The 26,948-nt window shown below is 64.7% G+C and carries 27 protein-coding genes; 18 read left to right on the forward strand and 9 right to left on the reverse strand.

The features are described 5' to 3' along the window. Nucleotides 1-2: 2 nt before the first annotated feature. From rfbB to LOY42_RS25265, 7 genes are read left to right on the forward strand one after another with little or no spacing between them, the layout of a single operon-like run. Entirely contained in the window at nt 3-1,085 is a 1,083-nt protein-coding gene (rfbB, locus tag LOY42_RS25235) for a dTDP-glucose 4,6-dehydratase (protein WP_139667882.1), read from the forward strand. Further along, nucleotides 1,082-1,957, forward strand: a complete 876-nt coding sequence (gene rfbA, locus LOY42_RS25240) for a glucose-1-phosphate thymidylyltransferase RfbA (RefSeq protein WP_139667880.1) — start codon at nt 1,082-1,084, stop codon at nt 1,955-1,957. Before rfbB ends, rfbA begins: the two co-directional genes overlap by 4 nt. Next, nucleotides 1,954-2,502: a dTDP-4-dehydrorhamnose 3,5-epimerase gene (rfbC, locus tag LOY42_RS25245; protein ID WP_139667878.1), complete on the forward strand. Its 549-nt coding sequence runs from the start codon at nt 1,954-1,956 to the stop codon at nt 2,500-2,502. Before rfbA ends, rfbC begins: the two co-directional genes overlap by 4 nt. Further along, nucleotides 2,499-3,359 carry a dTDP-4-dehydrorhamnose reductase gene (rfbD, locus tag LOY42_RS25250; RefSeq protein ID WP_139667876.1) on the forward strand — a complete coding sequence of 287 codons (861 nt, stop codon included), beginning with the start codon at nt 2,499-2,501 and terminating at the stop codon, nt 3,357-3,359. Before rfbC ends, rfbD begins: the two co-directional genes overlap by 4 nt. 40 nt (nt 3,360-3,399) lie before the next feature. After that, a complete protein-coding gene (locus LOY42_RS25255) occupies nt 3,400-5,214 on the forward strand; it encodes an ATP-binding protein (protein ID WP_139668105.1) in 1,815 nt (604 codons plus the stop codon). Next, nucleotides 5,211-6,611 (forward strand): sigma-54 dependent transcriptional regulator, encoded by a 1,401-nt coding sequence (locus LOY42_RS25260; RefSeq protein ID WP_258599628.1) that lies wholly within the window; start codon nt 5,211-5,213, stop codon nt 6,609-6,611. The genes LOY42_RS25255 and LOY42_RS25260 overlap by 4 nt, the downstream gene beginning before the upstream one ends. After that, nucleotides 6,608-7,063, forward strand: a complete 456-nt coding sequence (locus LOY42_RS25265; RefSeq protein ID WP_258599629.1) for a YiiD C-terminal domain-containing protein — start codon at nt 6,608-6,610, stop codon at nt 7,061-7,063. Before LOY42_RS25260 ends, LOY42_RS25265 begins: the two co-directional genes overlap by 4 nt. Nucleotides 7,064-7,192: 129 nt before the next feature. On the opposite strand, the gene cysQ is transcribed toward LOY42_RS25265, so the two are convergent. Both cysQ and nudE read right to left on the reverse strand, forming a co-directional pair. Then, nucleotides 7,193-8,026: a 3'(2'),5'-bisphosphate nucleotidase CysQ gene (cysQ, locus tag LOY42_RS25270; protein ID WP_258599630.1), complete on the reverse strand. Its 834-nt coding sequence runs from the start codon at nt 8,024-8,026 to the stop codon at nt 7,193-7,195. Continuing rightward, complete coding sequence (gene nudE / locus LOY42_RS25275; protein ID WP_023630347.1) at nt 8,023-8,589, reverse strand: ADP compounds hydrolase NudE; 567 nt, start codon at nt 8,587-8,589, stop codon at nt 8,023-8,025. Before nudE ends, cysQ begins: the two co-directional genes overlap by 4 nt. A gap of 64 nt (nt 8,590-8,653) precedes the next feature. Here nudE and yrfG point away from each other — a divergent pair, with 64 nt between their 5' ends. Next, entirely contained in the window at nt 8,654-9,316 is a 663-nt protein-coding gene (gene yrfG / locus LOY42_RS25280; protein ID WP_258599631.1) for a GMP/IMP nucleotidase, read from the forward strand. A 108-nt stretch (nt 9,317-9,424) separates the two neighbouring features. On the opposite strand, the gene lysM is transcribed toward yrfG, so the two are convergent. Next, nucleotides 9,425-9,865, reverse strand: coding sequence for a peptidoglycan-binding protein LysM (gene lysM, locus LOY42_RS25285; RefSeq protein ID WP_139667866.1), 441 nt, complete (start codon nt 9,863-9,865; stop codon nt 9,425-9,427). Between the two features lie 175 nt (nt 9,866-10,040). Here lysM and fdhD point away from each other — a divergent pair, with 175 nt between their 5' ends. From fdhD to LOY42_RS25310, 5 genes are all read left to right on the forward strand, one after another. After that, complete coding sequence (gene fdhD, locus LOY42_RS25290) at nt 10,041-10,868, forward strand: formate dehydrogenase accessory sulfurtransferase FdhD (RefSeq protein WP_258599632.1); 828 nt, start codon at nt 10,041-10,043, stop codon at nt 10,866-10,868. An 8-nt stretch (nt 10,869-10,876) separates the two neighbouring features. Further along, nucleotides 10,877-13,222, forward strand: coding sequence for an FdhF/YdeP family oxidoreductase (locus LOY42_RS25295; RefSeq protein ID WP_139667862.1), 2,346 nt, complete (start codon nt 10,877-10,879; stop codon nt 13,220-13,222). A gap of 223 nt (nt 13,223-13,445) precedes the next feature. Then, complete coding sequence (locus tag LOY42_RS25300; protein WP_046857505.1) at nt 13,446-13,928, forward strand: glycine zipper domain-containing protein; 483 nt, start codon at nt 13,446-13,448, stop codon at nt 13,926-13,928. Nucleotides 13,929-14,137: 209 nt separating this feature from the next. Next, nucleotides 14,138-14,947: a protein-glutamate O-methyltransferase CheR gene (locus tag LOY42_RS25305; RefSeq protein WP_258599633.1), complete on the forward strand. Its 810-nt coding sequence runs from the start codon at nt 14,138-14,140 to the stop codon at nt 14,945-14,947. Between the two features lie 118 nt (nt 14,948-15,065). Next, complete coding sequence (locus tag LOY42_RS25310) at nt 15,066-15,722, forward strand: response regulator transcription factor (RefSeq protein ID WP_102683455.1); 657 nt, start codon at nt 15,066-15,068, stop codon at nt 15,720-15,722. Here the strand turns inward: LOY42_RS25310 and LOY42_RS25315 are convergent. The 3 genes from LOY42_RS25315 to hslO all read right to left on the reverse strand — a co-directional run bounded on the left by LOY42_RS25315 (nt 15,712) and on the right by hslO (nt 18,919). Continuing rightward, the gene (locus LOY42_RS25315; protein WP_139667856.1) at nt 15,712-16,146 is read right to left on the reverse strand and encodes a thioesterase family protein; all 435 of its coding nucleotides are present in this window, start codon (nt 16,144-16,146) and stop codon (nt 15,712-15,714) included. The genes LOY42_RS25310 and LOY42_RS25315 overlap by 11 nt on opposite strands. 149 nt (nt 16,147-16,295) lie before the next feature. Further along, nucleotides 16,296-17,837: a phosphoenolpyruvate carboxykinase gene (locus tag LOY42_RS25320; RefSeq protein ID WP_139667854.1), complete on the reverse strand. Its 1,542-nt coding sequence runs from the start codon at nt 17,835-17,837 to the stop codon at nt 16,296-16,298. Between the two features lie 179 nt (nt 17,838-18,016). After that, a complete protein-coding gene (gene hslO / locus LOY42_RS25325) occupies nt 18,017-18,919 on the reverse strand; it encodes an Hsp33 family molecular chaperone HslO (protein WP_139667853.1) in 903 nt (300 codons plus the stop codon). Nucleotides 18,920-19,027: 108 nt separating this feature from the next. Between hslO and LOY42_RS25330 the strand changes: the two genes are divergently transcribed. Next, the gene (locus LOY42_RS25330) at nt 19,028-19,828 is read left to right on the forward strand and encodes a phosphatase PAP2 family protein (RefSeq protein WP_139667851.1); all 801 of its coding nucleotides are present in this window, start codon (nt 19,028-19,030) and stop codon (nt 19,826-19,828) included. A gap of 30 nt (nt 19,829-19,858) precedes the next feature. Here the strand turns inward: LOY42_RS25330 and LOY42_RS25335 are convergent, their stop codons facing one another. Then, complete coding sequence (locus tag LOY42_RS25335) at nt 19,859-20,260, reverse strand: RNA-binding S4 domain-containing protein (RefSeq protein ID WP_038707163.1); 402 nt, start codon at nt 20,258-20,260, stop codon at nt 19,859-19,861. A gap of 109 nt (nt 20,261-20,369) precedes the next feature. On the opposite strand from LOY42_RS25335, the gene LOY42_RS25340 reads away from it, so the two are divergent. Continuing rightward, nucleotides 20,370-20,852, forward strand: a complete 483-nt coding sequence (locus LOY42_RS25340; protein ID WP_038707162.1) for an ATP-dependent zinc protease — start codon at nt 20,370-20,372, stop codon at nt 20,850-20,852. Next, nucleotides 20,849-21,754, forward strand: coding sequence for a 30S ribosomal protein S6--L-glutamate ligase (gene rimK / locus LOY42_RS25345; RefSeq protein ID WP_046857513.1), 906 nt, complete (start codon nt 20,849-20,851; stop codon nt 21,752-21,754). Before LOY42_RS25340 ends, rimK begins: the two co-directional genes overlap by 4 nt. Nucleotides 21,755-21,784: 30 nt before the next feature. On the opposite strand, the gene LOY42_RS25350 is transcribed toward rimK, so the two are convergent. Together LOY42_RS25350 and ompR are read right to left on the reverse strand one after the other, a co-directional pair. After that, complete coding sequence (locus tag LOY42_RS25350) at nt 21,785-23,098, reverse strand: ATP-binding protein (RefSeq protein ID WP_102683459.1); 1,314 nt, start codon at nt 23,096-23,098, stop codon at nt 21,785-21,787. 94 nt (nt 23,099-23,192) lie between these two features. Then, nucleotides 23,193-23,933, reverse strand: a complete 741-nt coding sequence (gene ompR, locus LOY42_RS25355) for a two-component system response regulator OmpR (protein WP_046857514.1) — start codon at nt 23,931-23,933, stop codon at nt 23,193-23,195. A gap of 229 nt (nt 23,934-24,162) precedes the next feature. Here ompR and LOY42_RS25360 point away from each other — a divergent pair, with 229 nt between their 5' ends. Both LOY42_RS25360 and LOY42_RS25365 read left to right on the forward strand, forming a co-directional pair. Continuing rightward, on the forward strand, nt 24,163-26,487 hold the full coding sequence (locus LOY42_RS25360) for a Tex family protein (RefSeq protein WP_258599634.1): 2,325 nt from the start codon (nt 24,163-24,165) through the stop codon (nt 26,485-26,487). Beyond that, entirely contained in the window at nt 26,487-26,870 is a 384-nt protein-coding gene (locus LOY42_RS25365; RefSeq protein ID WP_102683462.1) for a PaaI family thioesterase, read from the forward strand. The genes LOY42_RS25360 and LOY42_RS25365 overlap by 1 nt, the downstream gene beginning before the upstream one ends. Nucleotides 26,871-26,948 lie beyond the last annotated feature (78 nt).

The raw sequence follows: 26,948 nt of genomic DNA on the forward strand, positions 1-26,948 counted from the left end.
ACATGCGCATTCTCGTCACCGGCGGCGCCGGCTTCATCGGCTCGGCCCTGATCCGCCACCTGATTGACCATACCGAGCATGAAGTGCTCAATCTCGACAAGTTGACCTACGCGGGCAACCTGCAGTCCCTGCAGCGGATCGCCGACAACCCCCGCTATGAATTTGTCCAGGCTGATATCGCCGACCAGGTCAGTGTCAGCGCCATGCTTGCCAGGTTCCAGCCACACGCCATCATGCACCTGGCCGCAGAGTCGCACGTCGACCGCTCCATCGATGGCCCGGCGGACTTCATTCACACCAATATCGTCGGCACCTACAGCCTGCTGGAGGCCGCTCGCGGTTACTGGAGCTCGCTGGAAAAGCCTGCCCGCGACACGTTCCGCTTCCACCACGTTTCCACCGACGAAGTGTTCGGCGACCTGCACGGCCCCGACGGACTGTTCGATGAAAACACCCCGTACGCCCCCAGCTCTCCCTACTCGGCCAGCAAGGCGGCAGCCGATCATCTGGTCCGCGCCTGGCAACGTACCTACGGCCTGCCGACAGTGATCAGCAACTGCTCCAACAATTACGGCCCGTATCACTTCCCAGAAAAGCTGATCCCGTTGATGATCCTCAACGCCCTGGCCGGCAAGCCGCTTGCGGTGTACGGCGATGGCCAGCAAGTCCGCGACTGGCTGTACGTCGAGGATCACGTCCGAGCCCTGCTCCGGATCGTAACCGCTGGAGAGGTCGGCCAGACCTACACCATCGGCGGCCACAACGAGCAGCGGAACATCGACGTGGTGCACGCCGTGTGCACGCTGCTGGAAGAGCTGGCCCCTGCGCACCCCGCCGGGGTGACCCGCTACACCGACCTGATCACCCACGTCCAGGACCGCCCGGGGCATGACCTGCGCTACGCTATCGATGCCGGCAGGATCGAGCGTGAGCTCGGTTGGGTACCGCAGGAAACCTTCGCCTCGGGCTTGCGCAAGACCGTGCAGTGGTACCTGAACAATCTCGAGTGGTGCCGCCAGGTCCAGGACGGCAGCTATCAAGGACAGCGCCTGGGCAATTCGGACTTCAAGGACCTGATCGCATGACTAAAGGAATCGTCCTGGCCGGCGGCACGGGTACCCGCCTGCACCCCATCACCCTCGGTGTCTCCAAGCAGTTGCTGCCGATCTACGACAAACCGATGATCTACTACCCGATATCGGTGCTGATGCTCGCCGGCATCCGCGACATCCTGCTGATCTCCACGCCACAAGACCTGCCGCAGTACCGCCAGTTGTTCGGTGACGGCAGCCCGTTCGGCATTCACATAAGCTATGCCGAACAGCCGTCCCCCGACGGGCTGGCACAGGCGTTCCTGATCGGAGAGTCGTTCATCGGTGACGATGCTGTCTGCCTGATTCTTGGCGACAATATCTTCCACGGCCAGAGCTTCAGCGAACAGTTGCAGCGTGCAGTGAAGCAAACCTCGGGCGCCACCGTGTTCGGCTACTGGGTCAAGGACCCGGAGCGATTTGGCGTGATCGAGTTCGACGCCGATGGCCGGGCGTTGTCGATCGAGGAGAAGCCCCGGCAACCCAAGTCCAGCTTTGCCGTGACCGGCCTGTACTTCTACGACAATGATGTGGTGAACATCGCCAAGAGCATCCGCCCGTCAGCCCGCGGCGAACTGGAGATCACCGACATCAACAACGCCTACCTGGCACGCGGCGACCTGCGCGTAGAACGCTTCGGCCGTGGCTTCGCCTGGCTCGACACCGGCACCCACGACAGCCTGCTGGAAGCCTCGCAGTACGTGCAGACCCTCGAACATCGCCAGGGGCTGAAGGTGGCCTGCCTGGAAGAGATCGCCTTCCAGAACGGTTGGATCAGCCGTGAGCAACTATTGGCCAAGGCCTGCGAACTGCAAAAGACCGGCTACGGCCAATACCTGCGCCAACTGGCCGAAGAACAGCCATGAATGTCATCGCTACCGCACTCCCGGAGGTCCTGATCATCGAACCCAAGGTGTTCGGGGACAGCCGAGGGTTCTTCTACGAAAGCTACAACGCCCGCGACTTCACCCTGCGCACCGGTATTGACACGCCGTTCGTCCAGGACAACCACTCTCGCTCCCGGCACGGCGTGCTACGTGGGCTGCACTACCAGTTGCAGAATGCCCAGGGCAAGCTGGTCCGAGTGCTGCAGGGCGAGATACTCGACGTGGCGGTGGACATCCGTCGCAGCTCGCCAACCCTGGGCCAGTGGGTGGCGGTGCGGCTGTCCGCCAACAACCACCGCCAGCTGTGGCTGCCACCCGGTTTCGCCCATGGTTTCCGGGTGTTGAGCGAATCGGCCGAGGTGCTCTACAAGACCACCGACTACTACAACCCCGACGCCGAGCACAGCATCCGCTGGGACGACCCGCAGTTGGCCATCGACTGGCAGCTGAACGGCCTGCAACCGTTGCTGTCGGCCAAAGACCAGGCCGCCATGTCATTTGCCGATGCGCAGCTGTTCCCATGAAGATCCTCGTCTGCGGCCGCCACGGCCAGGTTGCACTGGCACTCAAGGAAGCATTGCACGGCCTGGGCGATGTACAGCGGCTCGGTCGTGACGGGTTCGACATGGCCCAACCGGAGCAACTGCGCGCCTCGCTGCGTCAGATGGCGCCCGACCTGATCATCAATGCCGCCGCCTACACGGCAGTCGACCAGGCCGAAAGCGAAACACAGCAGGCCCACGCCATCAACGCCGAAGCGCCCCGGGTACTGGCCGAAGAAGCCGCACGGCTCGGCGCACCGCTGATCCACTACTCCACCGACTATGTCTTCGACGGCAGCAAGCCAACCTCCTACAACGAGGATGACGCCCCCAATCCACTGGGCGTCTATGGCCGAAGCAAGCTGGCGGGCGAACAGGCCATCACCGCAGTCGCCGGTGAACATCTGATCCTGCGCACCAGCTGGGTCTATTCGCTGCATGGACGCAACTTCCTGCTGACCATGCAGCGCCTGCTTCAGGAACGTCCACAGCTGAAAGTCGTCAACGACCAGATCGGCGCCCCAACCTGGGCGGGCACCCTCGCCGCCAGTACCCGCGCGCTGATCGAGCGCTGGCGCAACGGTCAGGCCGGTGCCTGGGGCACCTACCACCTGACCGCCCAGGGCGAGACCTCCTGGTTCGGCTTTGCCCAGGCCATCGGCGCACAGCTCAAGGCGCGCGGACTGCCCTGCGCCGAGCTGCTGCCGATCCCCTCCAGCGAGTACCCGACGCCCGCGCAACGGCCGCTCAACTCGCGCCTGGACTGTTCGCGCCTTGCCCGTGAATGGCAGGTCGTCCAGCCGCACTGGCACGATGCACTCATCGACTGCCTCAAGTAGCGCATAATTGCGCCAGACCTTTCTGGCGCAATCAACCGCGATGATCCCAAGACCCACGCCTCCCCGCCGCCCCCGCTGGCGCAGCCTGGCCCTGCTGGCGCTGTGCCTGGCCCCGCTGCTGTGGCCGCTGCACCACCTGGCCGAGCGCTACTACCAGGATGAGCTGGCCTCACAGAACCGCCAGACCCTAGACCTCTACGTCGCCAACCTGCTGGGCACCCTGCACCGCTACGAAACCCTGCCGCAGATCCTCGGCGACCTGCCGGCGCTGCGCGGCGTGCTGGCCGACCCGCTGCGCCTCGAGGCGGTGACCAACGCCAACCGGTTGCTCAAGGGCATCACCCAGCAGACCGGTGCCGAGGTGATGTACCTGATGGATGTCAGCGGCAATACTCTGGCCGCGTCCAACTGGGACAAGCAGGACAGCTTCGTCGGCCGCAACTTCTCGTTCCGCCCGTACTTCATCGAGGCGATGGAGGGGCAGCTGGGGCGGTTCTTCGGCCAGGGCACCACTTCGGCCAAGCGCGGCTACTTCTTCGCCGCCGCTGTCCATGATCGCGACAAGGTAATCGGCGTGCTGGTAGTCAAGGTCGACCTCGACCACACCGAAACCCTCTGGGGCCGCACCCCGGAACAATTGCTGCTGACCGACCAGAACGGCGTGGTCGTGCTCACTTCGCGCCCGGACTGGCGCTTCCGCGCCACCCGCGAGCTGACCGCGGCCGAGCGCCAGGCCATCGTCGCCATCCAGCCCTACCCGACCCAGGCCCCGCAGCCGTTGAGCCTCAACCGCGACGCCTGGTTGATCCAGACCCGCGACATCAAGGAAACCGGCTGGCAAGTGAACATCCTCGCCCCGCGCCTGCTGGTCGATCGCTCGGTGCAGACGGTCATGGCCATCGGCGGCGGTGCGCTGCTGGTGACCATGCTCCTGGCTGGCCTGGTCATGCAGCGCCGACGCCACTACATCGACCGCATCGACTTCGAGGCCCTTGCCCGGCAAGAACTGGAAAAGCGCGTGATCGAGCGCACCGCCGACCTCGAAGGCCTCAATACCCGGCTCAAGAGCGCGGTACTGGAGCGCGAGAGCGCCCAGCAGGAGCTGGTGCGCGCCCAGGATGAACTGGTCCAGGCCGGCAAACTGTCGGTACTGGGCACCATGTCGGCAAGCATCAGCCATGAACTCAATCAGCCGCTGGCGGCGATTCGCTCCTATGCCGAGAACGCCGAGATTCTCCTCGACCATCAGCGCACCGAGGACGTGCGCGGCAATCTCAAGCTGATTGGCGAACTGACCGGGCGCATGGCCTCGATCATCGCCCACCTGCGCGCCTTCGCCCGCCGCGACCAGCACGCCCCGGAGAGCGTTGCCCTGCAACCGGCCCTGGATGATGCCCTGGCGCTGCTGGCCAAGCGTCGCCGGGCCATGGCCGTGGAACTGGTGCGCGACCTGCCCGAGGCCACGCTGTGGGTACAGGCCGGCGAGACCCGCCTGCGCCAAGTGCTGGGCAACCTGCTGGCCAACGCCCTCGATGCCCTGACCGAAAAAGCCAACCCGCGCAGGCTGTGGCTGAGTGCCGAGCGCCAAGACGGCTGCGTCTACCTGTACATTCGCGACAATGGCCCAGGCTTCAGCCGCCAGGCGCTGGAGCACGCCAAGGAGCCGTTCTTCACCACCAAGACCCGCACCCAGGGCCTCGGCTTGGGGCTGGCCATCTGCGAAAGCCTGATGCACGCGCTCGGCGGCGAGCTACTGCTGGGCAACCACCCGGAAGGCGGCGCCCTGCTGACCCTGAAACTGCGCGTGGCCAAGCCCGGCGCCAACCTGCAATCTTCGGAGGATACCTCGGCATGAGCACCGAGACACCGATCGACAGCCGTGCCCAGGTGATCCTGGTCGATGATGACCCGCACCTGCGCCAAGCCCTGAGCCAGACCCTGGACCTGGCCGGGCTCAAGGTGGTGGCCTTGGCCGACGCCCAGGGCTTGGCCGAACGCCTGGAGGAGGACTGGCCGGGCGTGGTGGTCAGCGATATCCGCATGCCCGGCATCGATGGCCTGCAACTGCTGGAGCAACTGCACGCCCGTGACAGCGAACTGCCGGTGCTGCTGATTACCGGCCACGGCGATGTGCCACTGGCAGTGCAGGCCATGCGCACCGGGGCATATGACTTCCTGGAGAAACCCTTCGCCAGCGACGCCCTGCTCGACAGCGTGCGCCGCGCCCTGGCCCTGCGCCGCCTGGTGCTGGACAATCGTAGCCTGCGCCTGGCCCTGAGCGATCGCCAGCAGTTGGCCACGCGCCTGGTCGGGCAATCCCCCGGCATGCAGCGCCTGCGCGAGCAGATCGGCGCCCTGGCCGGCACTCGCGCCGACGTGCTGATCCTTGGCGAGACCGGCGCCGGCAAGGAGGTGGTGGCGCGTGCCCTGCACGACCTGTCGAGCCGACGCGACGGCCCGTTCGTGGCGATCAATGCCGGCGCCCTGGCCGAGTCGGTGGTCGAGAGCGAACTGTTCGGCCATGAGCCGGGCGCTTTCACCGGTGCGCAGAAGCGCCGCATCGGCAAGTTCGAATTCGCCAATGGCGGCACGCTGTTCCTCGACGAAATCGAAAGCATGAGCCTGGATGTTCAGGTCAAGCTGCTGCGCCTGCTGCAGGAGCGGGTGGTCGAGCGCCTGGGCGGCAACCAGCTGATCCCGCTGGATATCCGTATCATCGCCGCCACCAAGGAAGACCTGCGCCAAGCCGCCGACCAAGGGCGTTTCCGTGCAGACCTGTACTACCGCCTGAACGTCGCACCGCTGCGTATCCCCGCGCTGCGTGAGCGCGGCGACGACATCCTGGTGCTGTTCCAGCACTTCGCCGACGCCGCCAGCGAACGCCATGGCCTGCCGCCCCACAACCTGCAACCGGCGCAGCGTGCCCTGCTGCTGCGCCACAACTGGCCGGGCAATGTACGCGAGCTACAGAATGCCGCCGAACGCTTCGCCCTTGGCCTGGAGCTGGCCCTTGATGGCCAGGCGCCTGCGGCGGCCAACGATATCCATGTCCCGGTGCCGGCCGGTAACCTCAGCGAGCAGGTCGAGCAGTTCGAGCGCTCGCTGATCGCCGCCGAGCTGATGCAGCCGCACAGCTCCATGCGCAGCCTCGCCGAGGCCCTCGGCATCCCACGCAAGACCCTGCACGACAAGCTGCGCAAGCACAGCCTGAGCTTTGGCGGGCACGACGACCAGGAGGACAATCGTCAATGAGCAACGACAGCCAGTACCTGCAGTCCGTACTGCACGGCGACATCCCGCTGACCCGCGAAATGGGCATGGAGGTCATCGATTGGCAGGCACACACCTTGCGCCTGAAGCTGCCGTTGGCACCCAACGTCAACCACAAGAGCACCATGTTCGGCGGCAGCCTGTATTGCGGCGCGGTGCTGGTGGGCTGGGGCTGGCTGCACCTGCGTCTGCGCGAGCTGGGGATCGATGACGGGCATATCGTCATCCAGGAAGGGAAGATCAGCTACCCGCTGCCAGTCACCGGGGCCGCCGTGGCACGTTGCCCGGCGCCGGACGAGAAGACCTGGGAGCGGTTTCTGACGATGTATCAACGTCGTGGACGGGCACGACTGACGCTGGAGACGGTGGTGAGCAACGAGGGTAGTGACGAGCCTGCGGTGACGTTCAGCGGGCAGTACGTGCTGCATCGCTGAAAGCTGGGGGTGCTTCGCCCCCCTTTCGTCGCGGTTCGTCGCCACGACAAGCCGGCTCCTACAAAGATAACGGTGACTCCTGTGGGAGCCGGCTTGCCGGCGATGGGGCGCGTAGCGGCCCCGACGAGCTCAAGCCTTGATCGCACTCGCCAGTTCGACGAGCGCCTGACGCCATTCAGCCGCGCGGGGCAACGCCAGGAAGAACGGATTGAGCAGCGACTCACGCGGTGGGTAGCGGAACGGCAACCCGTCCAGCCCGATCACTTCGCCCCCGGCTCCCTCCAGCACGCCCTGGGCAGCCGCAGTATCCCACTGCGAGGTCGGCGCCAGCCGCGGATAACAGTCGGCACTGCCTTCGGCCAGCAGGCAGAACTTCAGCGAGCTGCCGATGTTGGCCAGTTCCAGCTCCCCCACCGCACTCCCAAGCCCCGCCAGCAGCGCTTCCTGCTCCGGACTCGAATGCCGACGGCTGGCGACAACGGTAAACCGCTCCTGTGCCGGTGGGGCATTACGCACCTGGATCGTTTGAGCCTCTTCGTTACGCTCGACCCTCCAGGCACCGAACTCGCACCCACCGAAGTAACAGCGGCCATTGGTTGGCATCGCCACCACACCAAACACCACCTCGCCGTTTTCGATCAGCGCGATGTTGACGGTGAACTCCTCGCTACCGGCGATGAACTCCTTGGTGCCATCCAAAGGATCGACCAGCCACCAGCGCTGCCAGCCTGCGCGGGTTGCCAGCGGGATGTCGCAGTCCTCTTCGGAGAGCACCGGAATCTGCGGCGCCAACGCCTGCAAGCCATCGGCGATAACCCGATGGGCCGCCAGGTCGGCAGCGGTCACCGGTGAATCGTCAGCCTTGTTGCTTACCGCCACGTCAGCGCGCCAGAACGGCAAGGTCGCCTCGCCGGCCAACAAGGCGAGCTGGGCTACGTCCTGCATCAGTTGCCGATCATTCATACGCTCAGCACCCCACGCTGGATCAGCAGGTCACGGGCCAGGTACAGCGCCGCCAGCGCCCGGCCTTCGCTGAACTGCGGGTGCATGGCCAGGGCCGAGAGCTCGCGCAGGTTGACCTTGTCGACGCGCATCGGCTCGGGCTCGTCGCCCTCCAGGCGCTCTTCGTACAGATCGGTGGCCAGGACCACCTGGATCTTCTGGCTCATGTAACCGGGCGACAACGACAGCTCTGTCAGGTGTTCCAGCTGACGCGCGCCGAAACCGGCCTCTTCCTTGAGCTCCCGGTCGGCGGCGGCGAGCACGTCCTCGCCCGGCTCGATCAGGCCCTTGGGCAACGACAGCTCGTATTCGTCGGTACCGCCGCAATATTCCTCGACCAGCACGGCATGCTCGGCGTCGAGCATGGCCACGATCATCACTGCGCCATAGCCATTGCCACGGCCGACCAGTCGCTCATAGGTGCGCTCCGTACCATTGGAGAAGCGCAACTGCACGGCTTCGACGCGGAACAGACGGCTGCTGGCGACGATCTCGCGACTGAGGACGGTGGGTTTCTGGCGCATGGGGCGGCTCCTTGGCGTGAACGGGTTACTATACCGTGGCTTGCCGACTGATCGAGAATTTCCCATGCCCGTTCTTCCCTGGTCCGCCATCGATACCGTCCTGCTGGACATGGACGGCACCCTGCTCGACCTGCATTACGATAACCGCTTCTGGCTGGAGCACTTGCCCCAGCGCTACGCCGAGCTGCATGGCGTGAGCCGGGCCATGGCCGAGCTCGAGCTGCGCCCGCTGTTCGAACAGCACGCTGGCACGCTCAACTGGTACTGCCTGGATTTCTGGAGCCGTGAACTGCGCCTGCCAATCCGCGAGCTCAAGCTGGAGATCGCCGACCTGATCGCCTTGAAGCCGGATGCCGATACCTTCCTCGCCGCCATTCACAAGGCCGGCAAGCGGGTGGTGATGATCACCAACGCGCACCGTGACTCGCTGTCGTTGAAGCTGGAGCGGGTTGAACTGGCGCCTTACTTCGAACGGCTGATCAGCTCGCACGACTATGGCTATCCGAAGGAGAGCCCGCAGTTCTGGGATGCGTTGCAGGCAGACATCAGCTTCGAGCCGGCACGCAGCCTGTTCATCGATGACACCCTGGCGATTCTCCGCAGTGCCCGGCAATTTGGCGTGGGGCACCTGCTGGCTGTGCGCCAGCCGGATAGTCGGGCCGAGCCACGCGATACCCAGGAGTTCGGGGCAGTAGAGGATTATCGGGCGTTGCTGGCAGGGTTGTAACTGCGCATTCGCCCCGTGGGAGCGGCTTCAGCCGCGATCACCCGCGACGCGGGTGCCAGGCACCGCGATGCCCGCATCGCGGCTAAAGCCGCTCCTACAAGCGCCCCCTCAGTCAGGAATACGCAGCACTTGCCCCGGATAGATCTTGTTGGGGTCCTTCAGCATCGGCTTGTTCGCCTCGAAGATCTTGTTGTACTTGTTGGCATCGCCGTAGACCCGCTTGGAGATGGCACTCAAGGTGTCACCCGTCTCGACCTCGATGAACCGGGCCGCCTGGGCCACCGGCCCGGTGACGGTGATCTGGTCATCCACCGAGGCCACACCGGCGATGTTGCCGGCCGCCAGGATGATCTTCTCTTTCTCTTCCTGGCTGCTTACCTCGCCCTTGAGGATGACCTTGTCACCCTCTACAGTGGCCGAGATGTTCGGGTTGCCCAAACCAACGTCCTGGACGTGTTTCTTCAACTGTTCCTCGGCATTGGCATTGCCGGGGGTCAGCAGGTCGATCAACTTCTCGCCGGCTTCCTTCACGAAACTGAACAGGCTCATGTGGCGCTCCTTTGATGGTGAATCCATGGAAGCAGGAGTCTAGGCCAGGATCGGCCATCCCGCCCCGCTGCGACCAATCGACGCGCTCTATCACGACATAGACGCTAGCGATTAGACGCCACCGGCACAGGGGCCTAGGCTTGTAGGGTCAAACTGCCAGCCGGTATTCGCCCCGATGAACAGCAAGCCACCGGTCTGCGCGGCGTCCACGCCCTTTGCCCTGCCCGCCGCCAGCAACACCTACGACTATGTCCAGCTTTCCGATGCCGCCCGCGACAATACCCCGCTGGCCGAGGAAGTGGCGCTGGCGATCGTCTACAACGGCCTGAACCAGGCGGTGATGCTGGTCAGCCCGACCGACCTGGAAGACTTCGCCGTCGGCTTCAGCGTGGGCAGCGGCATCGTCGCCGGTACCGAGGAAATCTACGATGTGAAGCTCTCCGGCAGCGGTTCGGCGCTGTATGCCGACCTGGAGATCTCCAGCCGCGCTTTCTGGAACCTGAAGAATCAGCGCCGTCAGCTGGCCGGCACCAGCGGCTGCGGCCTATGCGGCGTCGAGGCACTGGAGCAGGCATTGCCCGAGCTGGAGGTGCTGCCCGGGGCGCCGTTGCCGCCCGCGCACTGGCTGAAAGACCTGCGCCAGCGCATCGATGCCTTCCAGCCCCTCGGCCAGCATTGCGGAGCTGTTCACGCGGCGCTGTTCATGGACCGCGACGGCCAGCTGCTGCTGGGCCGCGAGGACATTGGCCGGCACAACGCCCTGGACAAGCTGATCGGCGCCCTGCTGCGCCAGCGCATCGACACCCAAGGGGGGCTGGCCATCGTCACCAGCCGCTGCAGCCTGGAACTGATCCAGAAGGTCCTGCGCGCCGGCATCCAGACCTTGGTGAGCCTTTCCGCGCCCACCGGCCTGGCCCTGCAATGGGCGCGAAAGCACAACCTCAACCTCATTCATCTGCCCAAACACAGCGCACCGCGGGTGTTCAGCCCAGCGGCGGAGTAGCAACAGCCGTGACCTCCTACGAAAAACTGCCAGACAACGCCCCCGCCTCCACCCCTCGCTACAAGCCTTATCCCGGCCCCGCCGGCGGCTGGGGCGCGCTGCGCAGCGTGGCCAAGGCCTGGGTGGGCAGCGACAACGCCCTGAAGAACATCCGCGCCCTGCTCAAGACCAACCAGAACGGAGGCTTCGACTGCCCCGGCTGCGCCTGGGGCGACTCGCCCGAAAGCGGCATGGTCAAGTTCTGCGAGAACGGCGCCAAGGCGGTCAACTGGGAAGCCACCAAGCGCCGGGTGGACGCCGCGTTCTTCGCCCGCTACAGCGTGAGCGCGCTGCTGGGGCAGAGCGACTACTGGCTCGAGTATCAGGGCCGACTGACCGAGCCAATGGTCTATGACCCGATCACCGACCGTTACCGGCCGATCGACTGGGACGCCGCCTTCGCCCTGATCGCCCGGCACCTGAACAACCTGGCAAGCCCCGACCAGGCCGAGTTCTATACCTCTGGCCGGGCCAGCAACGAGGCGGCCTATCTCTATCAGCTGTTCGTGCGCGCCTACGGCACCAACAACTTCCCCGACTGCTCGAACATGTGCCACGAGGCCAGCGGCGTGGCCCTGGGCCAGAGCGTCGGCGTGGGCAAGGGCACGGTCACCTACGACGATTTCGAGCACGCCGACACGATCTTCGTCTGGGGCCAGAATCCCGGCACCAACCACCCCCGCATGCTCGACCCGCTGCGTGACGCGGTGAAACGCGGCGCCCAGGTGGTGTGCGTCAACCCGCTCAAGGAGCGTGGCCTGGAGCGTTTCCAGCACCCGCAGAACCCGTTGGAGATGCTGACAAACAGCGACCGTCCGACCAACACGGCATTCTTCCGCCCGGCGCTGGGCGGCGACATGGCGCTGTTGCGCGGCATGGCCAAGTTCCTGCTGCAATGGGAGCGTGAGGCCCAGGCCAGCGGCGCGCCGGCCATCTTCGATCATGCCTTCATCGCCGAACACGGCCATGGCGTGGACGAATACCTGGCGGTGGTCGACGCCACCCCATGGGAACAGATCCAGGCCCAGTCCGGGCTGACTCTGGCCGATATCGAGCTGTCGGCACGCATGTACTGCAAAGGCAAACGCGTGATCATGTGCTGGGCCATGGGCATCACCCAGCACCGCCATTCGGTGCCGACCATCCAGGAAATCGTCAACCTGATGCTGCTGCGCGGCAACCTCGGGGTACCGGGCGCCGGCCTGTGCCCGGTGCGCGGCCACAGCAACGTGCAGGGCGACCGCACCATGGGCATCAACGAACGCCCACCGGTGTTCCTGCTCGATGCCATCGAAAAACGCTTCGGCTTCCCGGTGCCACGCCACAACGGTCACAACACCGTCGAGGCCATCCACGCCATGCTGGAAGGCCGGGCCAAGGTGTTCATCGGCTTGGGCGGCAACTTCGCCCAGGCCACGCCGGACACCGAGCGCACCGCCCAGGCGCTGCGCAACTGCGAGTTGACCGTGCATATCAGCACCAAGCTCAACCGCAGCCACCTGATTCACGGCAAACAGGCGTTGATCCTGCCTTGCCTGGGCCGCACCGATATCGACCTGCAGGGCGAAGGCCCACAGGCGGTGACGGTGGAGGACTCCTTCAGCATGGTCCACGCCTCCAACGGCCAGCTCAAGCCGCTGTCTCGACAGATGCGCTCGGAGCCAGCCGTGGTTGCCGGCATCGCCGCCGCCACCCTGGGCAAGCAGCCAGTGGACTGGCACTGGCTGGTGGCCGACTACGACCGCATCCGCGACCTGATCGCCGACACCATCCCGGGCTTCACCGACTTCAACGAGCGTCTGCGACTGCCCGGCGGCTTCTATCTCGGCAACAGCGCCGGCAGCCGCCAGTGGAAGACCGCCAGCGGCCGCGCCAACTTCAAGGCCAACCTCCTACCGGACAGCCTGCTCGACGAACGCGTGCGCGCCAGCGGCCAGCTCCCGGACCTGATCATGCAGTCGATGCGCTCGCACGATCAGTACAACACCACCATCTATGGCATGGACGACCGCTACCGCGGCGTGCGCGGCCAGCGCGACGTACTGTTCGCCAACGAAGCCGACATCGTCCGTCTGGGCTTCCAGCCGGGGCAGAAGGTCGACATCGTGTCACTGTGGGGCGATGAGCACGTACGCCGGGTACATGGCTTCACCCTCCTGGCGTTCGACATCCCCGCCGGCCAGGCGGCGGCGTACTACCCTGAGGTGAACCCGCTGGTGCCGCTGGAGAGCATCGGTGACGGCAGCCACACGCCGACGTCGAAGTTCATCGCCATCAAGCTGGAGCGCGCGCGGGACGACGGGCGCATCATCTGATTCGCGCCCGGCAAAGCTGAACGCCGCCCACAAAAAAGCCCTGTTCCGCAACGGTTCAGGGCTTTGTCATAAGTACCTCAGACAAGCAAAAATCGAGAAAGTTTCATACACAATTCAATAACTTAGAGAATTGTGTACAACTCGTGCTACTCGTCGGATTCCGATTGCCAGCCGCTTCGCCGAGCCTCAAATTCCGCATCGTCATCCCTCTGAGGCTCTCTTGATGAAGAAGTACTCCTCGATTCTGTTGTTGTCTTTCGGTCTGCTCAGCGGCGTTGCCATGGCAGGCGGCACCACCGAGGCCGGCATTGGCGGCGCGTTGGGTGGGGTACTGGGCTCCGTGGTGGGCAACTCGATCGGTGGCAGCACCGGCGGTGCCATCGGTGCCGGCCTGGGTGGCGCGGCCGGCGGTGCCCTGGGTGCCGACAAGCGCCAGCGCGGCGAAGCGGCCATCGGTGGCGCACTGGGCGCGGCCGGCGGCAACGTGGTTGGTCGATCGGTGGGCGGTACCACCGGTAGCTACATCGGTGCGGCGGCCGGCGGTGGCGCCGGGGGCGCACTGGGTAACTACATGGGCAACAAGGCCGACGAAGACGAGCGCCATGAATCGCGCCGCTACCGTCGTGACTACGATGACCGCCGCCATTACGACCGCGGCCATCACTACGGCCACCGCAAGCACAAACGCCACTGGCGCCATGACTGATCGCCAGGCTTAAGCCTGACGCCTAAGGCCCTGCCCTCACCGGCAGGGCCTTTTCGTTTGCAGACAAGCCTGGGGATTAAGGGCCACCCCGATATGGAGGCCACTAGCCACTAGTTATCATCGCTGTTTCGACCACGTACAGGACGCAGGGAATGCGCGCGACCTTCACCGATCTCATCTGTCTGCCCCGAGCCAGGAGAGGCTGAAGGATGCCCAGCCGCCGCCCGCCACTGCTCAGCGAAGCCGGCTTTGCTTCGATACGCCAGCGCGTGATGCAGGCTACCGGCGTGCAACTGGCCGATGATCGCCGGGCCGTGGTCGCGGCACGTCTGCACAAGCGCCTGAAAGCGCTGGGCCTGGCTAGCTTCGAGCATTACCTCAGCTTGCTCGAAAGCCCACAGGGCACAAACGAGCACGAGCACCTGCTGCGCCTGCTGGTCGCCCGCGACAGCTACTTCTTTCGCGAACATCGCCATTTCGAATGCCTGGCCCGCTGGCTGGCCGAGCTCGACCACCCCGCTCGCCTGTGGAGCGCAGCCTGCGCCACCGGCGAGGAGGCCTGGAGCCTGGCCATGGTCGCCGCAGAAAAAGCCCGCCACCCAGGCTGGCAGCTGCTGGCCAGCGATTTCGACCCGCAACTGCTGGAAACCGCAGGCGCCGGGATCTACGACATCGCCCAGGCCCGCTACTTCCCCGAGGGCTGGCTGACCCGGCACTGCCTGTGCGGCGTCGGCGAGACGGCCGGGCGACTGCGCATCGCACCAGCCCTGCGCGAGCAGGTACGCTTCGAGGCCATCAACCTGATCCGGCCCCTGCCTGCCCACCTCGGCAGCTTCGACGTCATCTTGTTGCGCAACCTGCTGTCGAGCCTGGCGCCACGCTACAAGAGCGAGATGCTCCAGCAGTTGCTAGCGCACCTGCGCCCCGGTGGCCTGCTGATCATCGGCCACAGCGAAAGCGTCCACGCGCTGGGCCTGCCCCTGCGCCCGCTACTGCCGTCGGTGTTCGAACGCCTATGATAATAGGCACTGCCGCGCCAATCGGCAGACAAGGACTGATCGCGCAGTTGCGCGGCAGTGCGCTTTCGGATCGAGCAGGCCTGCCGCCCCCCTTCCCTTGCGAAACAGGCCCTAATCCATGCCTTGCCGAATCCTGCTTGCCGATCATTCGCCCCTCTTCCGCGCCGGCCTGCGTGCCTTGCTGGAGCAGAAGAAAGATTTCGTCGTGGTGGGCGACACCGGTGATGCCATGAATGCCGTGAGCCTGGCCGAAAAGCTCAAGCCGGACATCGTGGTGCTCGACATGAGCGGCGAACTGGACGGCCAACAGGCCCTGCAGGAACTGTTCATCCGCGCCCCCGCCAGCCGGGTGCTGATGTTCTCGCCACGCTCGGAGCTTGAGCATGTAATGAGCTGCCTGCAGCTCGGCGCCCATGGTTTCCTGCTCAAGAACGCCACGGTGACCGAGCTGGAGCAGGCCCTGCAGACCCTGCGCGGCGGTGGCCAGTACCTGTCTTCGGCGGTGCTGCCGATGGTCATCGGCCAGGCCCTCAAGCACAGCCGCAAGCGCGTTGCCAACCAGGTCCAGCCGCCGCCCCTGACCACCCGCCAGCTGGAGATCCTGCGCCTGATCGCCCGGGGCGAGACCACTCGCTCCATCGCCGACGGCCTGGGGTTGAGCATCAAGACCGTAGAGGCGCACCGCTCGCAGATCATGCACCGCCTGCAGATCCACGACGTGCCCGGCCTGGTGCTGTTCGCCGTGCGCGAAGGGATCATTCGACTCAACGATTGAGTGACAGCCCGGCGAGGATCAGTTGCAGCGTTTCCGGAAGTGCCGCCGGGCGGCCCGACGCGCGTTCGATGAACACCTGCACCACTCCACCCGCCGCGCAGGCTTCGGTCTCGCCCGGGCGGAACAGCGCCAGGCGGAACTCAACGGTGCTGCCCGCCAGACGGGTCACCCCCAGGCCCACCTCAAGTACGTCGGGAAAGCCAGGCAAGGCGAAGAAGTCTGCCGCAGAACTCACGACGAAAGCGGCCAGGTCACCGTCGCGCAGGTCCAGCTCGGCCTGTTCGACCAGGAAAGCCTGGATCGCGGTTTCGAAGAAGGCATGCACGGTGGAACCGGCGAGGTGACCGTTGTGGTCGTTGTCCTGGGGACGGGTGAGGATGGGATGGAAATGGGAGAAGGCGGAGCGTTGCGGAGACTCGGTCATGGGGCCATCTGCATTCTGGTGGGTACCCTGCCAGTGAAACAGATTCTGCCAGTACTGTATCGCCCCCATCGCAGACCAAACCCGTTCCTACATCGAATAACGAAAAAGCCGCCCCGAGGGGCGGCTTCCTTATCCGAACCGGCAGCAGCTTACAGCTGCGGACCAGCGGCCTTGATGGCGTCGGAAACGTCGAACTTCTTGAAGTTCTCGGTGAACAGTGTGGCCAGGCCCTTGGCAGCTTCGTCGTAGGCAGCCTTGTCAGCCCAGGTGTTGCGCGGGTTGAGCAGCTCGGTCTCGACGCCCGGAACGACCTTCGGCACGTCCAGGTTGATGATGTCCAGGTGCTCGGTCTCTGCACCGACCAGCGCGCCGCTCTGGATGGCAGCGATCACGCCACGGGTGGTGGGGATGCTGAAGCGCTTGCCAACGCCGTAGCCACCACCGGTCCAGCCAGTGTTGACCAGGTAGACCTTGGAGCCGAACGCCTTGATACGCTTGATCAGCAGCTCGGCGTAGACGCCGGCTGGGCGCGGAAAGAACGGTGCGCCGAAGCAGGTGGAGAAGGTCGACTTGATGCCGCTGCCCGAACCCATTTCGGTGGAACCGACCAGCGCGGTGTAGCCGGACAGGAAGTGGTAGGCCGCCTGCTCGTTGTTCAGGATCGACACTGGCGGCAGCACGCCGGTCAGGTCGCAGGTCAGGAAGATGACCGCGTTCGGCTCGCCGCCCAGGTTCTTCTCGGAGACCTTGGCTACGTGGGTCAGCGGGTAGGCTGCGCGGCTGTTCTGGGTCAGGCTCACGTCGGCGTAGTCGGCGTGCTTGGCATCGTCGATGACGACGTTTTCCAGCACCGCGCCGTGCTTGATGGCTTTCCAGATGACCGGCTCGTTCTTCTCGGACAGGTCGATGCACTTGGCATAGCAACCGCCTTCGATGTTGAAGACCACGCCTTCGCCCCATCCGTGCTCGTCGTCACCGATCAGGTAGCGGCTTTCATCGGCCGACAGGGTGGTCTTGCCGGTACCGGACAGGCCGAAGAACAGGGTGACGTCACCCGCTTCGCCGATGTTGGCGGCGCAGTGCATCGGCAGCACGTCGGCGGCCGGCAGCAGGAAGTTCTGCACAGAGAACATGGCTTTCTTCATTTCACCGGCGTAACGCATGCCGGCGATCAGCACTTTCTTCTGGGCGAAGTTGATGATCACGCAGCCATCGGAATTGGTGCCGTCACGCTCTGGCACGCACTCGAAGTTGGCGACGTTGAGGACCTGCCACTCATCGCGGCCAGCCGGGTTGTACTGGGCCGGGTTGATGAACAGGCAACGGCCGAACAGGTTCTGCCAGGCGGTCTGGGTGGTCATTTTCACCGGCAGGTAGTGCTCGGCGGCAGCGCCTACGTGAACGTAGGAAACGAAGTGATCCTGGGCGTTGTTGAACGCCTCTACGCGGTCCCACAGGGCATCGAACTTGTCGGCCGGGAACTTGCGGTTGATCGGGCCCCAGCCAATCTGGTCCTGGGTGGAAGGTTCTTCGACGATGAAACGGTCAGCCGGCGAACGGCCGGTGCGATGACCGGTTTCCACCACCAGCGCGCCGGTATCGGCCAGCACGCCTTCACCGCGGGACAGCGCTTCATTTACCAGCTCATCGACGCTCAGGTCGGTGTACACGGTGTTGTTGGCTTGCGTCATGAGATACCCCATCCGGCCCGAGGCCGAGTGCTCCAAACGTTTTGTAGTTGTCTCGAAAAAACTACTACAGCGAAAAAAGTGGCCGGATTATGCCAGAAAAGCCCAAAAAAAGTAGGCCCCTCCTGTCAGAACTGCGCTTTTGCGCAATTCGACAGGAGTATTTCCTGTAGTGAACCGTTTCAGTGCTGAGTTTCTGATGGCGCCTCGGTGCCACCGCCAGCAAACAATTGCGCAACATCGCTCGCGTCGAACACATAGCGCTCGTTGCAGAACTGGCAATCGATCTCGACCTGGCCGCCACATTCGGCCACCAGCGCATTGGCATCCTGCTCGCCGAGGCTGACCAGGGCGTTGCCGGAGCGCTCGCGCGAGCAGCTGCAGCGGAAGCGTAGCGGCTGGATATCGAACAGGCGAACCGCGTCCTCGTGGTACAGGCGGTGCAGCACGGTTTCGTTGTCCAGACCGAGCAGTTCCTCATCCTTCACGGTGTTGGCCAAGGCCTTCACGTGGGCCCAGCTTTCGTCGCGCTCCTCGCTGTCCTTGTGGATCTCGGCCGGCAGCTGCTGCACGAGCAGGCCTCGGACTCGAACACCATCGGCGGCCAGGGAGATGCAGGTGTTCACCTGCTGCGACATGACGAAGTAGTTGGTGAAACACTCCGACAGGTCCTTGCCGTCCAGTTCGACGGTGCCCTGGTAGCGTTGGCCGTTGACCGGAATGATGGTCAGCACCAGGTGGCCGCCTGGCATCAGGTCGGCGAGGCTCGCATCGTCCTTGATCTGCTCGGCTTCATAGCGGGCCAGGCCGCGGATGTCGTGCTCGCTGGTGTATTCGATGGCCAGCAGCGGCACCGGGCCCTGGGACTGGGCCTGGAGGACCAGCAGGCCATCGAACTTCAAGGTGCCGACCAACAGCGCGGCGGCCGCCATCAGTTCGCCCAACAGGTGTTGTACCGGGCGCGGATAATCATGCTTGGCCAACACCTCGGCGTAGCTGCGTTCCAGCACGACCATCTCGCCGCGCACATCGCGGTCGTCGAACAGGAAGCGTTGGGTGAAATCGGTATCTGGCAAGTCGCTCATGGTTGTCTGGCTTTCTGAAAATGGTTACAAAATAATTACAGGAGACTGAAAGGTCTGTCGCAGAGCGCTCACAAGGCGCTCATTTCCTGCTGGATATCGAGGTATTTTATGGACAATCGACCACTGTTCCAAGCAAGGTGGTCCTGGGGCCCTTTGGCAGCCTGCACCCTGCTGCCCATCGCACTACTGTGTTTCTGGTTGTGGCCCGTTGGCCAGATCCTTTGCCTGACATTCGACGAGTGGCTGTTCCACAGCCTGAATGCGCCGCTGACCGACAACACCACCTGGCGCTACATCTGGACCGTCGGCAGCCTGCGCCCGTTCGACATCGTCGTCGGCCTGATCCTTCTGGCAGTGCTTATCCGTGGTGACTGGGTGTTCAAAGCAGCCCAGGTCCGCCAAGCCTTTTTCGGTTTTCTGATCACGCTACTCCTCTTAGTGGTGATTCGCGCGCTGTTTTCCAAGTGGGTGGATGCAGCAGGGTGGCAACACAAGAGCCCGTCGATGATGTTCGACGATGTGGTGCACCTCAGTGACTACTACCCGAACCTGGAGGCGGCCTGGGAGCTCAAGGACCGCTCGAGCAAGAGTTTCCCCGGCGATCACGCCTCGGTGCTGCTGGTCTGGGCACTGTTCATGAGCCTGTTCAGTCGTCGCCCGTTGCAGTACCTGCTCGTGTGGGGGCTGGCCCTGCTGTTCATGCTGCCGCGCCTGGTGGCCGGCGCCCACTGGGGCCAGGATGACTACATCGGTGGCTTGCTGATGGCGGTGCTGGCATTGGGCTGGAGCTGCTACACGCCGCTGGCGGCCAAAGGCAGCGCAGCGTTGCTGCGCTGGACGACACCGCTGTTCGACCTGCTGGGCAGGTTGCCGTTGATTGGGCGGATGAGCGTGATTCGCGCCGCCTGATCGTTCACGGGGGCCGCTATGCGGCCCTCGTCACTCGAAACTGCCGTGCAGCTGGTGAATCTGCCGGCGCTGCTTCTTGGTCGGCCGCCCGTCGGTGGTCACGCCCATCGCCCCCGCCTTGCGCATTTCAGCGGCCTGCTCGCGGCGCTTCACACTCTCGGCGGTTTCCTCGTACAACGTCTGTGCTTCGGGCGCGCCACGGCGCACCACCGACAACGCCCTGACCACCACGGTGCGCTCGTCGAAACCGGTGCGCAGCACGAACTCATCGCCCACCCGTGGCTCCTTGCCCGGCTTGCAGCGCTCGCCCCGGCAGTGCACCTTGCCACTTTCAATGGCCGCCTTGGCCAATGCGCGGGTCTTGTAGAAGCGCGCTGCCCACAGCCACTTGTCCAGGCGTACCTTGTCGTCGTCTTCAGGCTTTTGTGCCATGGTTTTTCCTCGAATTCTGTCTTTCACGGAACTGTACTACCGTGACTGACAGATGCAAAAAGTCCGTGCCGTCATTACAGTTCACCTCCTTATCCGCAGGGCACGCTTAGTGAAGACATTTGACCACCTGACTGTGATCGGCCTGCGCGAGTGGGTCGCCCTGCCCGGCCTCGGCGTCGCCGGCCTGCGCGCCAAGATCGACACCGGCGCCAGTACCTCCAGCCTGCACGCCACGGAGGTCGAGCCGTTCGAGCGCGATGGCCAGCAATGGGTACGCTTCACCGCCCACCTGGGCTCGGTGGTGCAACTGCGCCACCGGCGCTGCGAAGCGCCCATGGTCACCATGAAGACGATCAAGAGTTCCAACGGCCATGCCCAGACCCGCTACGTGATCCGCACGCCCCTGGCGCTCGGTGACCGAGTCTGGGAGGTCGAATTCACCCTGGCCTGCCGCAAGAGCATGCGCTATCGCCTGCTGCTTGGTTCGAAGGCGCTCATCCATGGCCAACTGGTGGTCAACCCCGGCCTCAAGTACGTTCAGGACAAACCGGCCTTCGCGGCCACCCTTTCCCCTGTCACAGGTGCTGCATGAAGATCGCTGTGCTGTCGCGCAATCCGCGTCTGTATTCCACCCGCCGCCTGGTCGAGGCCGGTACCCAGCGGGGCCACGAAGTGGTGGTGATCGACACGCTTCGGGCCTACATGAACATTGCCAGCCACAAGCCGCAGATCCACTACCGCGGCAAACCCCTGGAAGGCTTCGACGCGGTCATTCCGCGCATCGGCGCATCGGTCACCTTCTATGGCTGCGCGGTGCTGCGCCAATTCGAGATGATGGGCGTCTACCCGCTCAACGAATCGGTGGCCATCGCCCGCTCGCGGGACAAGCTGCGCTCGCTGCAATTGCTGTCGCGGCGCGGTATTGGCCTGCCGGTCACCGGCTTCGCCCACTCGCCGGACGACATCCCCGACCTGATCCAGATGGTCAACGGCGCGCCGCTGGTAATCAAAGTGCTCGAAGGCACACAGGGCATCGGCGTGGTGCTGTGCGAAACCACCAAGGCCGCCGAGTCGGTGATCGAGGCGTTCATGGGCCTGAAGCAGAACATCATGGTCCAGGAGTACATCAAGGAGGCCGGTGGCGCCGATATCCGCTGCTTCGTGGTCGGCGACAAGGTGATCGCCTCGATGAAGCGCCAGGCCAAGCCGGGCGAGTTCCGCTCCAACCTGCATCGCGGGGGCGTGGCCAGCCTGATCAAGATCACCCCTGAAGAACGCATGACCGCGATTCGCGCAGCCAAGGTGATGGGGCTGAGCGTGGCGGGTGTGGATATCCTGCGTTCGAATCATGGGCCGCTGGTGATGGAAGTGAACTCGTCGCCGGGCCTGGAGGGGATCGAGGTGACTACCGGCAAGGACGTGGCCGGGATGATCATCGAGCACCTGGAAAAGAACAGCGGGCCGAATCAGACGCGGACCAAGGGCAAGGGTTGATATTCCGGGGCCGCTTTGCGGCCCCGGCAATCACACGGCGTTACGCGGCAGCAACAACCCCAACGGTAACCGCACCCGCGCCTCGATCCCGCCACCGGAGCGGTTGCGCAACTCGACATTGCCGCCATGCTGCGCGGCGATACGCTTGACGATGGCCAGCCCCAGCCCGGTACCCTTGCCACCCCGCGCCCGGTCGCCACGGATGAACGGGTTGAAGATGGTCTCCAGCTCCGACTCGTCGATGCCCGTCCCCCGATCCAGCACGCTGAGCACCACATAAGGCGCGCTCTGGTCACCCGACACATAGGCCGCTACCTCGACCCCCTTGCCGGCGTGATGCAGGGCGTTGCCGATCAGGTTGCCCAGCATGCGCTTGAGCGAGACACGGCGCAGCGGGAACGGTGGAATCGGCTCCAGGCACAGGCGCACCTGCTCCTTGTGCTGGTTGTAGGGGGCCACCACCTCGTAGATCAGGTCGTTCAGGTCGACCTCCTCCACCGGTTCGTCGCGCCCGTCGCGAATGAAGGCCAGGAACTGGTCGAGGATCGCGTCCATGTCCTCGATATCGCGGACCATGTCCTCGCTGAGGTCGCTTTCGTTGCCCATCAGCGACAGCGACAGCCGCAGCCGGGTCAGCGGCGTGCGCAAGTCGTGGGAAACGCCCGCCAGCATCAGCTCGCGTTCGCGCCCAGCCTGCTCGACATCTTCGGCCATCTGGTTGAACGCCCGATACACTTCGGTCATTTCGCTGGGTGTATCACTGATCGGCAAGCGCACGCTGCGCCCCTGGCCCAGCTGGCGGGCGGCGAACACCAGGCGCTTGAGTGGCTGGTTGAGCTGGCGCACGAAGATCCAGGCCGAAGCCGTGGACAGCAAGCCGATGGCCAGGAACCAGCCGAGCACGTTCCAGATCTTCTGCCCGCGCAGCGGATGCGGATACAGCGGCACCTTGAGCCAGCCCGGGCCCAGGCTCGGGGCGTTCACCCACAGCGCGGGCGGCGCATGGATACGCAACCGCACTTCGGTGTCCTCGCCCAGCTCGGCCTGCATCTGGCGCTGGTAGATCTCGCTGTAGGGCCAGTGCTGCTCGCCCTCCGGCACGCCGGCGCCGGTCACGCGGATCAGGCCGGCGGCCTCGGCAATCTGGTCGCGGTTCTCTTCATCCGCTGCCCAATAGGCACGCAGCGTCAGGGCCACGCCGTGGCTGTACTGGCGGTCGACCAGCACGTCCTCGTTCATCAGCAGGTACACGAGCGTCAGCGCCTTGGAGAACAGCACGACGATCAGCACCAGCCAGAGGGTGCGGGCGAAGAAGCTTTGCGGGAACCAGAGAGGCGTTTTCATCGATCAACTACTGTGCTGAAAAGGCCGGTCGCCGTAGACGAAAACAGGGCGACCCGCATGGGTCGCCCTGCTGCACCCTGACGAGCCGGCAGGCTCATTTGCCGGCGTTTCCGTCCGGCACGAAGACGTAGCCCACACCCCATACGGTCTGGATGTAACGCGGCTTGGAAGGATCGGGCTCGATCATCCGGCGCAGGCGCGAGATCTGCACGTCGATGGAACGCTCCAGGGCATCCCACTCACGGCCACGGGCCAGGTTCATCAGTTTGTCGCGGGTCAGCGGCTCGCGAGCATGCATCACCAGGGCCTTGAGCACGGCGAACTCGCCGGTGGTGAGCATGTGCGTTTCTTCACCGCGCTTGAGCTCGCGGGTGGCCAGCGACAACTCGTAGTCGCCGAAGGTGACAGTCTCTTCCTCACTGCCCGGCGCGCCTGGCACAGCCGGGGCCTGGCGGCGCAGTACGGCCTTGACCCGGGCCACCAGCTCATCAGGGTTGAACGGCTTGGCCAGGTAGTCGTCGGCACCAAGCTCCAGCCCCTTGATACGGCTGAGCTCATCGCCCTTGGCGGTGAGCATGATGATCGGGATCTGGTTGTTCGAGGCGCGCAGGCGCTTGCAGGCGGACAGGCCGTCCTCGCCAGGCAGCATCAGGTCGAGCACCACCAGGTTGAACACTTCACGGGCCAGCAGGCGATCCATCTGTTCGACGTTGGGCACGGTGCGGACACGGAAGCCCTTGCTGGTGAAGAAGCGGTCCAGCAGGCTGCTCAGGCCCGGATCGTCGTCGACGATGAGAATCTTGTCGCCTTCTACGGCGTTTGCGGTGCTGGTCATGAATTACTCCTCTGATATCGCCGCGCATTATGGCGTAGCCATTGCCGCGCGTGCCGTGTGCATTGTTAGCAGATTTTTCCCGCCGCGCCACTGCCGCCCCATCGACGACTGGCGCCGCGCCATCACCGCAAGCCCGGCCCGATGGGTATAATGCGCGGCTTTCACCCAGTGTCGCCGGGGCTGAACGCCCACCCGCGGCCTTGCATTCACTATTTGTCAGGTGGTTTTCATGGACAGCATCAACAGCCGTATCGCCGAGGAACTGGGCGTGCGCCCACAACAGGTCGAAGCGGCCGTGGGCCTGTTGGACGAAGGATCGACCGTGCCCTTCATCGCCCGTTACCGCAAGGAAGTGACCGGCAGCCTGGACGACACCCAATTGCGCCACCTGGAAGAGCGCCTGCGCTACCTGCGCGAGCTCGACGAGCGCCGCGCCAGCATCCTGGCCAGCATCGAGGAGCAGGGCAAGCTGACTCCGGAGCTGGCCCGCGAGATCAAGCTCGCCGACACCAAGACCCGCCTCGAAGACCTCTACCTGCCGTACAAGCAGAAGCGCCGCACCAAGGGCCAGATCGCCCTGGAGGCCGGCCTGGGCGAGCTGGCCGACGGGCTGTTCAACGACCCGCAACTGAACCCGGAAGCCGAAGCCGCGCGCTTCGTCGACGCGGACAAGGGCGTGGCTGACGCCAAGGCTGCCCTGGAAGGCGCCAAGTACATCCTCATGGAGCGCTTCGCCGAAGACGCCGGCCTGCTGGACAAGCTGCGCAACTTCCTCAAGCAGGAAGCGGTACTCACTGCCCGCGTAGTCGCCGGCAAGGAAGACGAAGGCGCCAAGTTCCGCGATTACTTCGCCCATGACGAACTGCTGCGCAGCGCGCCGTCGCACCGTGCCTTGGCGATCTTCCGCGGGCGCAACGAAGGCGTGCTGAGCGCCTCGCTGAAGGTCGGCGAAGAACTGCCGGGCACCCTGCACCCGTGCGAGGTGATGATCGGCAACCATGTCGGCATCGAAAACCGCAACCGCCCCGCCGACAAGTGGCTGGGCGAGGTGGTGCGCTGGACCTGGAAGGTCAAGCTCTACACCCACCTGGAAACCGACCTGTTCGGCGAGCTGCGCGACAACGCCGAAGGCGAGGCGATCAACGTCTTCGCCCACAACCTGCACGACCTGCTGCTGGCCGCCCCGGCCGGCCCGCGCGCCACCCTGGGCTTCGACCCGGGCCTGCGCACCGGCTGCAAGATTGCCGTGGTCGACGCCACCGGCAAGCTACTGGACTACACCACGGTCTACCCGCACGCGCCGAAGAATGACTGGGACCGCACCATTTCCATCATGGCCGCACTGTGCGCCAAGCACTCGGTGGAGCTGATCGCCATCGGCAACGGCACTGCCAGCCGCGAGAGCGACAAGCTGGTGGCGGAGCTGGTGAAGAAGTACCCGGCCCTGAAGATCACCAAGATCATGGTTTCCGAGGCTGGCGCTTCGGTGTACTCGGCCTCTGAACTGGCCGCCCGCGAGTTCCCGGACCTGGACGTGTCGATCCGCGGCGCGGTGTCCATCGCCCGCCGTCTGCAGGACCCGCTGGCCGAACTGGTGAAGATCGACCCGAAATCCATCGGTGTCGGCCAGTACCAGCACGACGTGTCGCAGGTGAAACTGGCCCGTGGCCTGGACGCCGTGGTCGAGGACTGCGTGAACGCCGTGGGCGTGGACGTCAACACCGCCTCGGTGGCGCTGCTGACGCGCATTTCCGGCCTCAATGCCACCCTGGCGCAGAACATCGTCGCCCACCGCGACGCCAACGGCCCGTTCGCCACCCGCGCCGCGCTGAAAAAGGTCAGCCGCCTGGGCGAGAAAACCTTCGAGCAGGCCGCCGGCTTCCTGCGCGTGATGAACGGCGACAACCCGCTGGACGCCTCGGCGGTACACCCGGAAGCCTACCCACTGGTGCAGCGCATCGCCGCCGACACCGACCGTGATATCCGCTCGCTGATCGGCGACAGCGGCTTCCTCAAGCGCCTGGACCCGAAGAAATTCACCGACGAGTCCTTCGGCCTGCCGACCGTCACCGATATCCTCCAGGAACTCGACAAGCCAGGTCGCGACCCGCGCCCGGAGTTCAAGACCGCCACCTTCCAGGACGGCGTCGAGGACCTCAAGGACCTGGAACCCGGCATGATCCTCGAAGGCGTGGTGACCAACGTCACCAACTTCGGTGCTTTCGTCGATATCGGCGTGCACCAGGATGGCCTGGTACATATCTCGGCGCTGTCGGAGAAGTTCGTCAAGGACCCGCGTGAAGCGGTCAAGGCTGGCGACGTGGTCAAGGTCAAGGTCATGGAAGTGGACATCCCGCGCAAGCGCGTCGGCCTGTCCATGCGCATGAACGATACCCCGGGCGAGAAGGTCGAGGGCAACCGTGGCGGCAACCGCGGCAATGGCGGCAACCGTCAGCAGCAGGCGCCTCGCCAGCGCGAGACCGCCACCGCCGCGCCGGCCAACAACGCCATGGCGGCGCTGTTTGCCAACGCCAAGCAACTGAAGAAGAAGTGATGGAAGTACCGAAGGAGTACGTCGAAAGCGCCTTCAGCCAGCTCCTCGGCTGCCGCCTGCAACGCCTGGAAACGGGTGTTGCAGAGGTGGCCCTGGCACTTGAGCCGCACCTGCGCAACCGTGGCCAGAAGCTGCACGGCGGGGCGATCTTCAGCCTGGTCGACATCGCCATGGGCCTGGCCTGCTCGGCCAGCCATGGCTTCGACCAGCAGAGCGTGACCATCGAATGCAAGATCAACTACATGCGCGCCGTCAGCGAGGGCGAGGTCGTGTGCACCGCCCGGGTGCTGCATGCGGGACGGCGCACCCTCGTGGTCGACGCCGACGTGCTCCAGGACGACAAGCTGGTGGCCAAGGCGCAGGGAACCTTCGCGGTTCTCTAGCTGATGTAGCTAAATCTGCGGTATTTTCGAGCTACTCGGGGGCGCGAAGCGGCCCTGAAATCGACGCTAAGCCTAGCC

Origin of the sequence: Pseudomonas sp. B21-023 (assembly GCF_024749165.1) — a bacterium.
Lineage (GTDB): Bacteria > Pseudomonadota > Gammaproteobacteria > Pseudomonadales > Pseudomonadaceae > Aquipseudomonas.

Excerpts from the sequence above, each read along its gene's own strand:
- rfbB (WP_139667882.1), top strand. The coding sequence starts at position 3 with ATGCGCATTCTCGTCACCGGCGGCGCCGGCTTCATCGGCTCGGCCCTG.
- rfbA (WP_139667880.1), top strand. The coding sequence starts at position 1,082 with ATGACTAAAGGAATCGTCCTGGCCGGCGGCACGGGTACCCGCCTGCAC.
- rfbC (WP_139667878.1), top strand. The coding sequence starts at position 1,954 with ATGAATGTCATCGCTACCGCACTCCCGGAGGTCCTGATCATCGAACCC.
- rfbD (WP_139667876.1), top strand. The coding sequence starts at position 2,499 with ATGAAGATCCTCGTCTGCGGCCGCCACGGCCAGGTTGCACTGGCACTC.
- LOY42_RS25255 (WP_139668105.1), top strand. The coding sequence starts at position 3,400 with ATGATCCCAAGACCCACGCCTCCCCGCCGCCCCCGCTGGCGCAGCCTG.
- LOY42_RS25260 (WP_258599628.1), top strand. The coding sequence starts at position 5,211 with ATGAGCACCGAGACACCGATCGACAGCCGTGCCCAGGTGATCCTGGTC.
- LOY42_RS25265 (WP_258599629.1), top strand. The coding sequence starts at position 6,608 with ATGAGCAACGACAGCCAGTACCTGCAGTCCGTACTGCACGGCGACATC.
- cysQ (WP_258599630.1), bottom strand. The coding sequence starts at position 8,026 with ATGAATGATCGGCAACTGATGCAGGACGTAGCCCAGCTCGCCTTGTTG.
- nudE (WP_023630347.1), bottom strand. The coding sequence starts at position 8,589 with ATGCGCCAGAAACCCACCGTCCTCAGTCGCGAGATCGTCGCCAGCAGC.
- yrfG (WP_258599631.1), top strand. The coding sequence starts at position 8,654 with ATGCCCGTTCTTCCCTGGTCCGCCATCGATACCGTCCTGCTGGACATG.
- lysM (WP_139667866.1), bottom strand. The coding sequence starts at position 9,865 with ATGAGCCTGTTCAGTTTCGTGAAGGAAGCCGGCGAGAAGTTGATCGAC.
- fdhD (WP_258599632.1), top strand. The coding sequence starts at position 10,041 with ATGAACAGCAAGCCACCGGTCTGCGCGGCGTCCACGCCCTTTGCCCTG.
- LOY42_RS25300 (WP_046857505.1), top strand. The coding sequence starts at position 13,446 with ATGAAGAAGTACTCCTCGATTCTGTTGTTGTCTTTCGGTCTGCTCAGC.
- LOY42_RS25305 (WP_258599633.1), top strand. The coding sequence starts at position 14,138 with ATGCCCAGCCGCCGCCCGCCACTGCTCAGCGAAGCCGGCTTTGCTTCG.
- LOY42_RS25310 (WP_102683455.1), top strand. The coding sequence starts at position 15,066 with ATGCCTTGCCGAATCCTGCTTGCCGATCATTCGCCCCTCTTCCGCGCC.
- LOY42_RS25315 (WP_139667856.1), bottom strand. The coding sequence starts at position 16,146 with ATGACCGAGTCTCCGCAACGCTCCGCCTTCTCCCATTTCCATCCCATC.
- LOY42_RS25320 (WP_139667854.1), bottom strand. The coding sequence starts at position 17,837 with ATGACGCAAGCCAACAACACCGTGTACACCGACCTGAGCGTCGATGAG.
- hslO (WP_139667853.1), bottom strand. The coding sequence starts at position 18,919 with ATGAGCGACTTGCCAGATACCGATTTCACCCAACGCTTCCTGTTCGAC.
- LOY42_RS25330 (WP_139667851.1), top strand. The coding sequence starts at position 19,028 with ATGGACAATCGACCACTGTTCCAAGCAAGGTGGTCCTGGGGCCCTTTG.
- LOY42_RS25335 (WP_038707163.1), bottom strand. The coding sequence starts at position 20,260 with ATGGCACAAAAGCCTGAAGACGACGACAAGGTACGCCTGGACAAGTGG.
- rimK (WP_046857513.1), top strand. The coding sequence starts at position 20,849 with ATGAAGATCGCTGTGCTGTCGCGCAATCCGCGTCTGTATTCCACCCGC.
- LOY42_RS25350 (WP_102683459.1), bottom strand. The coding sequence starts at position 23,098 with ATGAAAACGCCTCTCTGGTTCCCGCAAAGCTTCTTCGCCCGCACCCTC.
- ompR (WP_046857514.1), bottom strand. The coding sequence starts at position 23,933 with ATGACCAGCACCGCAAACGCCGTAGAAGGCGACAAGATTCTCATCGTC.
- LOY42_RS25360 (WP_258599634.1), top strand. The coding sequence starts at position 24,163 with ATGGACAGCATCAACAGCCGTATCGCCGAGGAACTGGGCGTGCGCCCA.
- LOY42_RS25365 (WP_102683462.1), top strand. The coding sequence starts at position 26,487 with ATGGAAGTACCGAAGGAGTACGTCGAAAGCGCCTTCAGCCAGCTCCTC.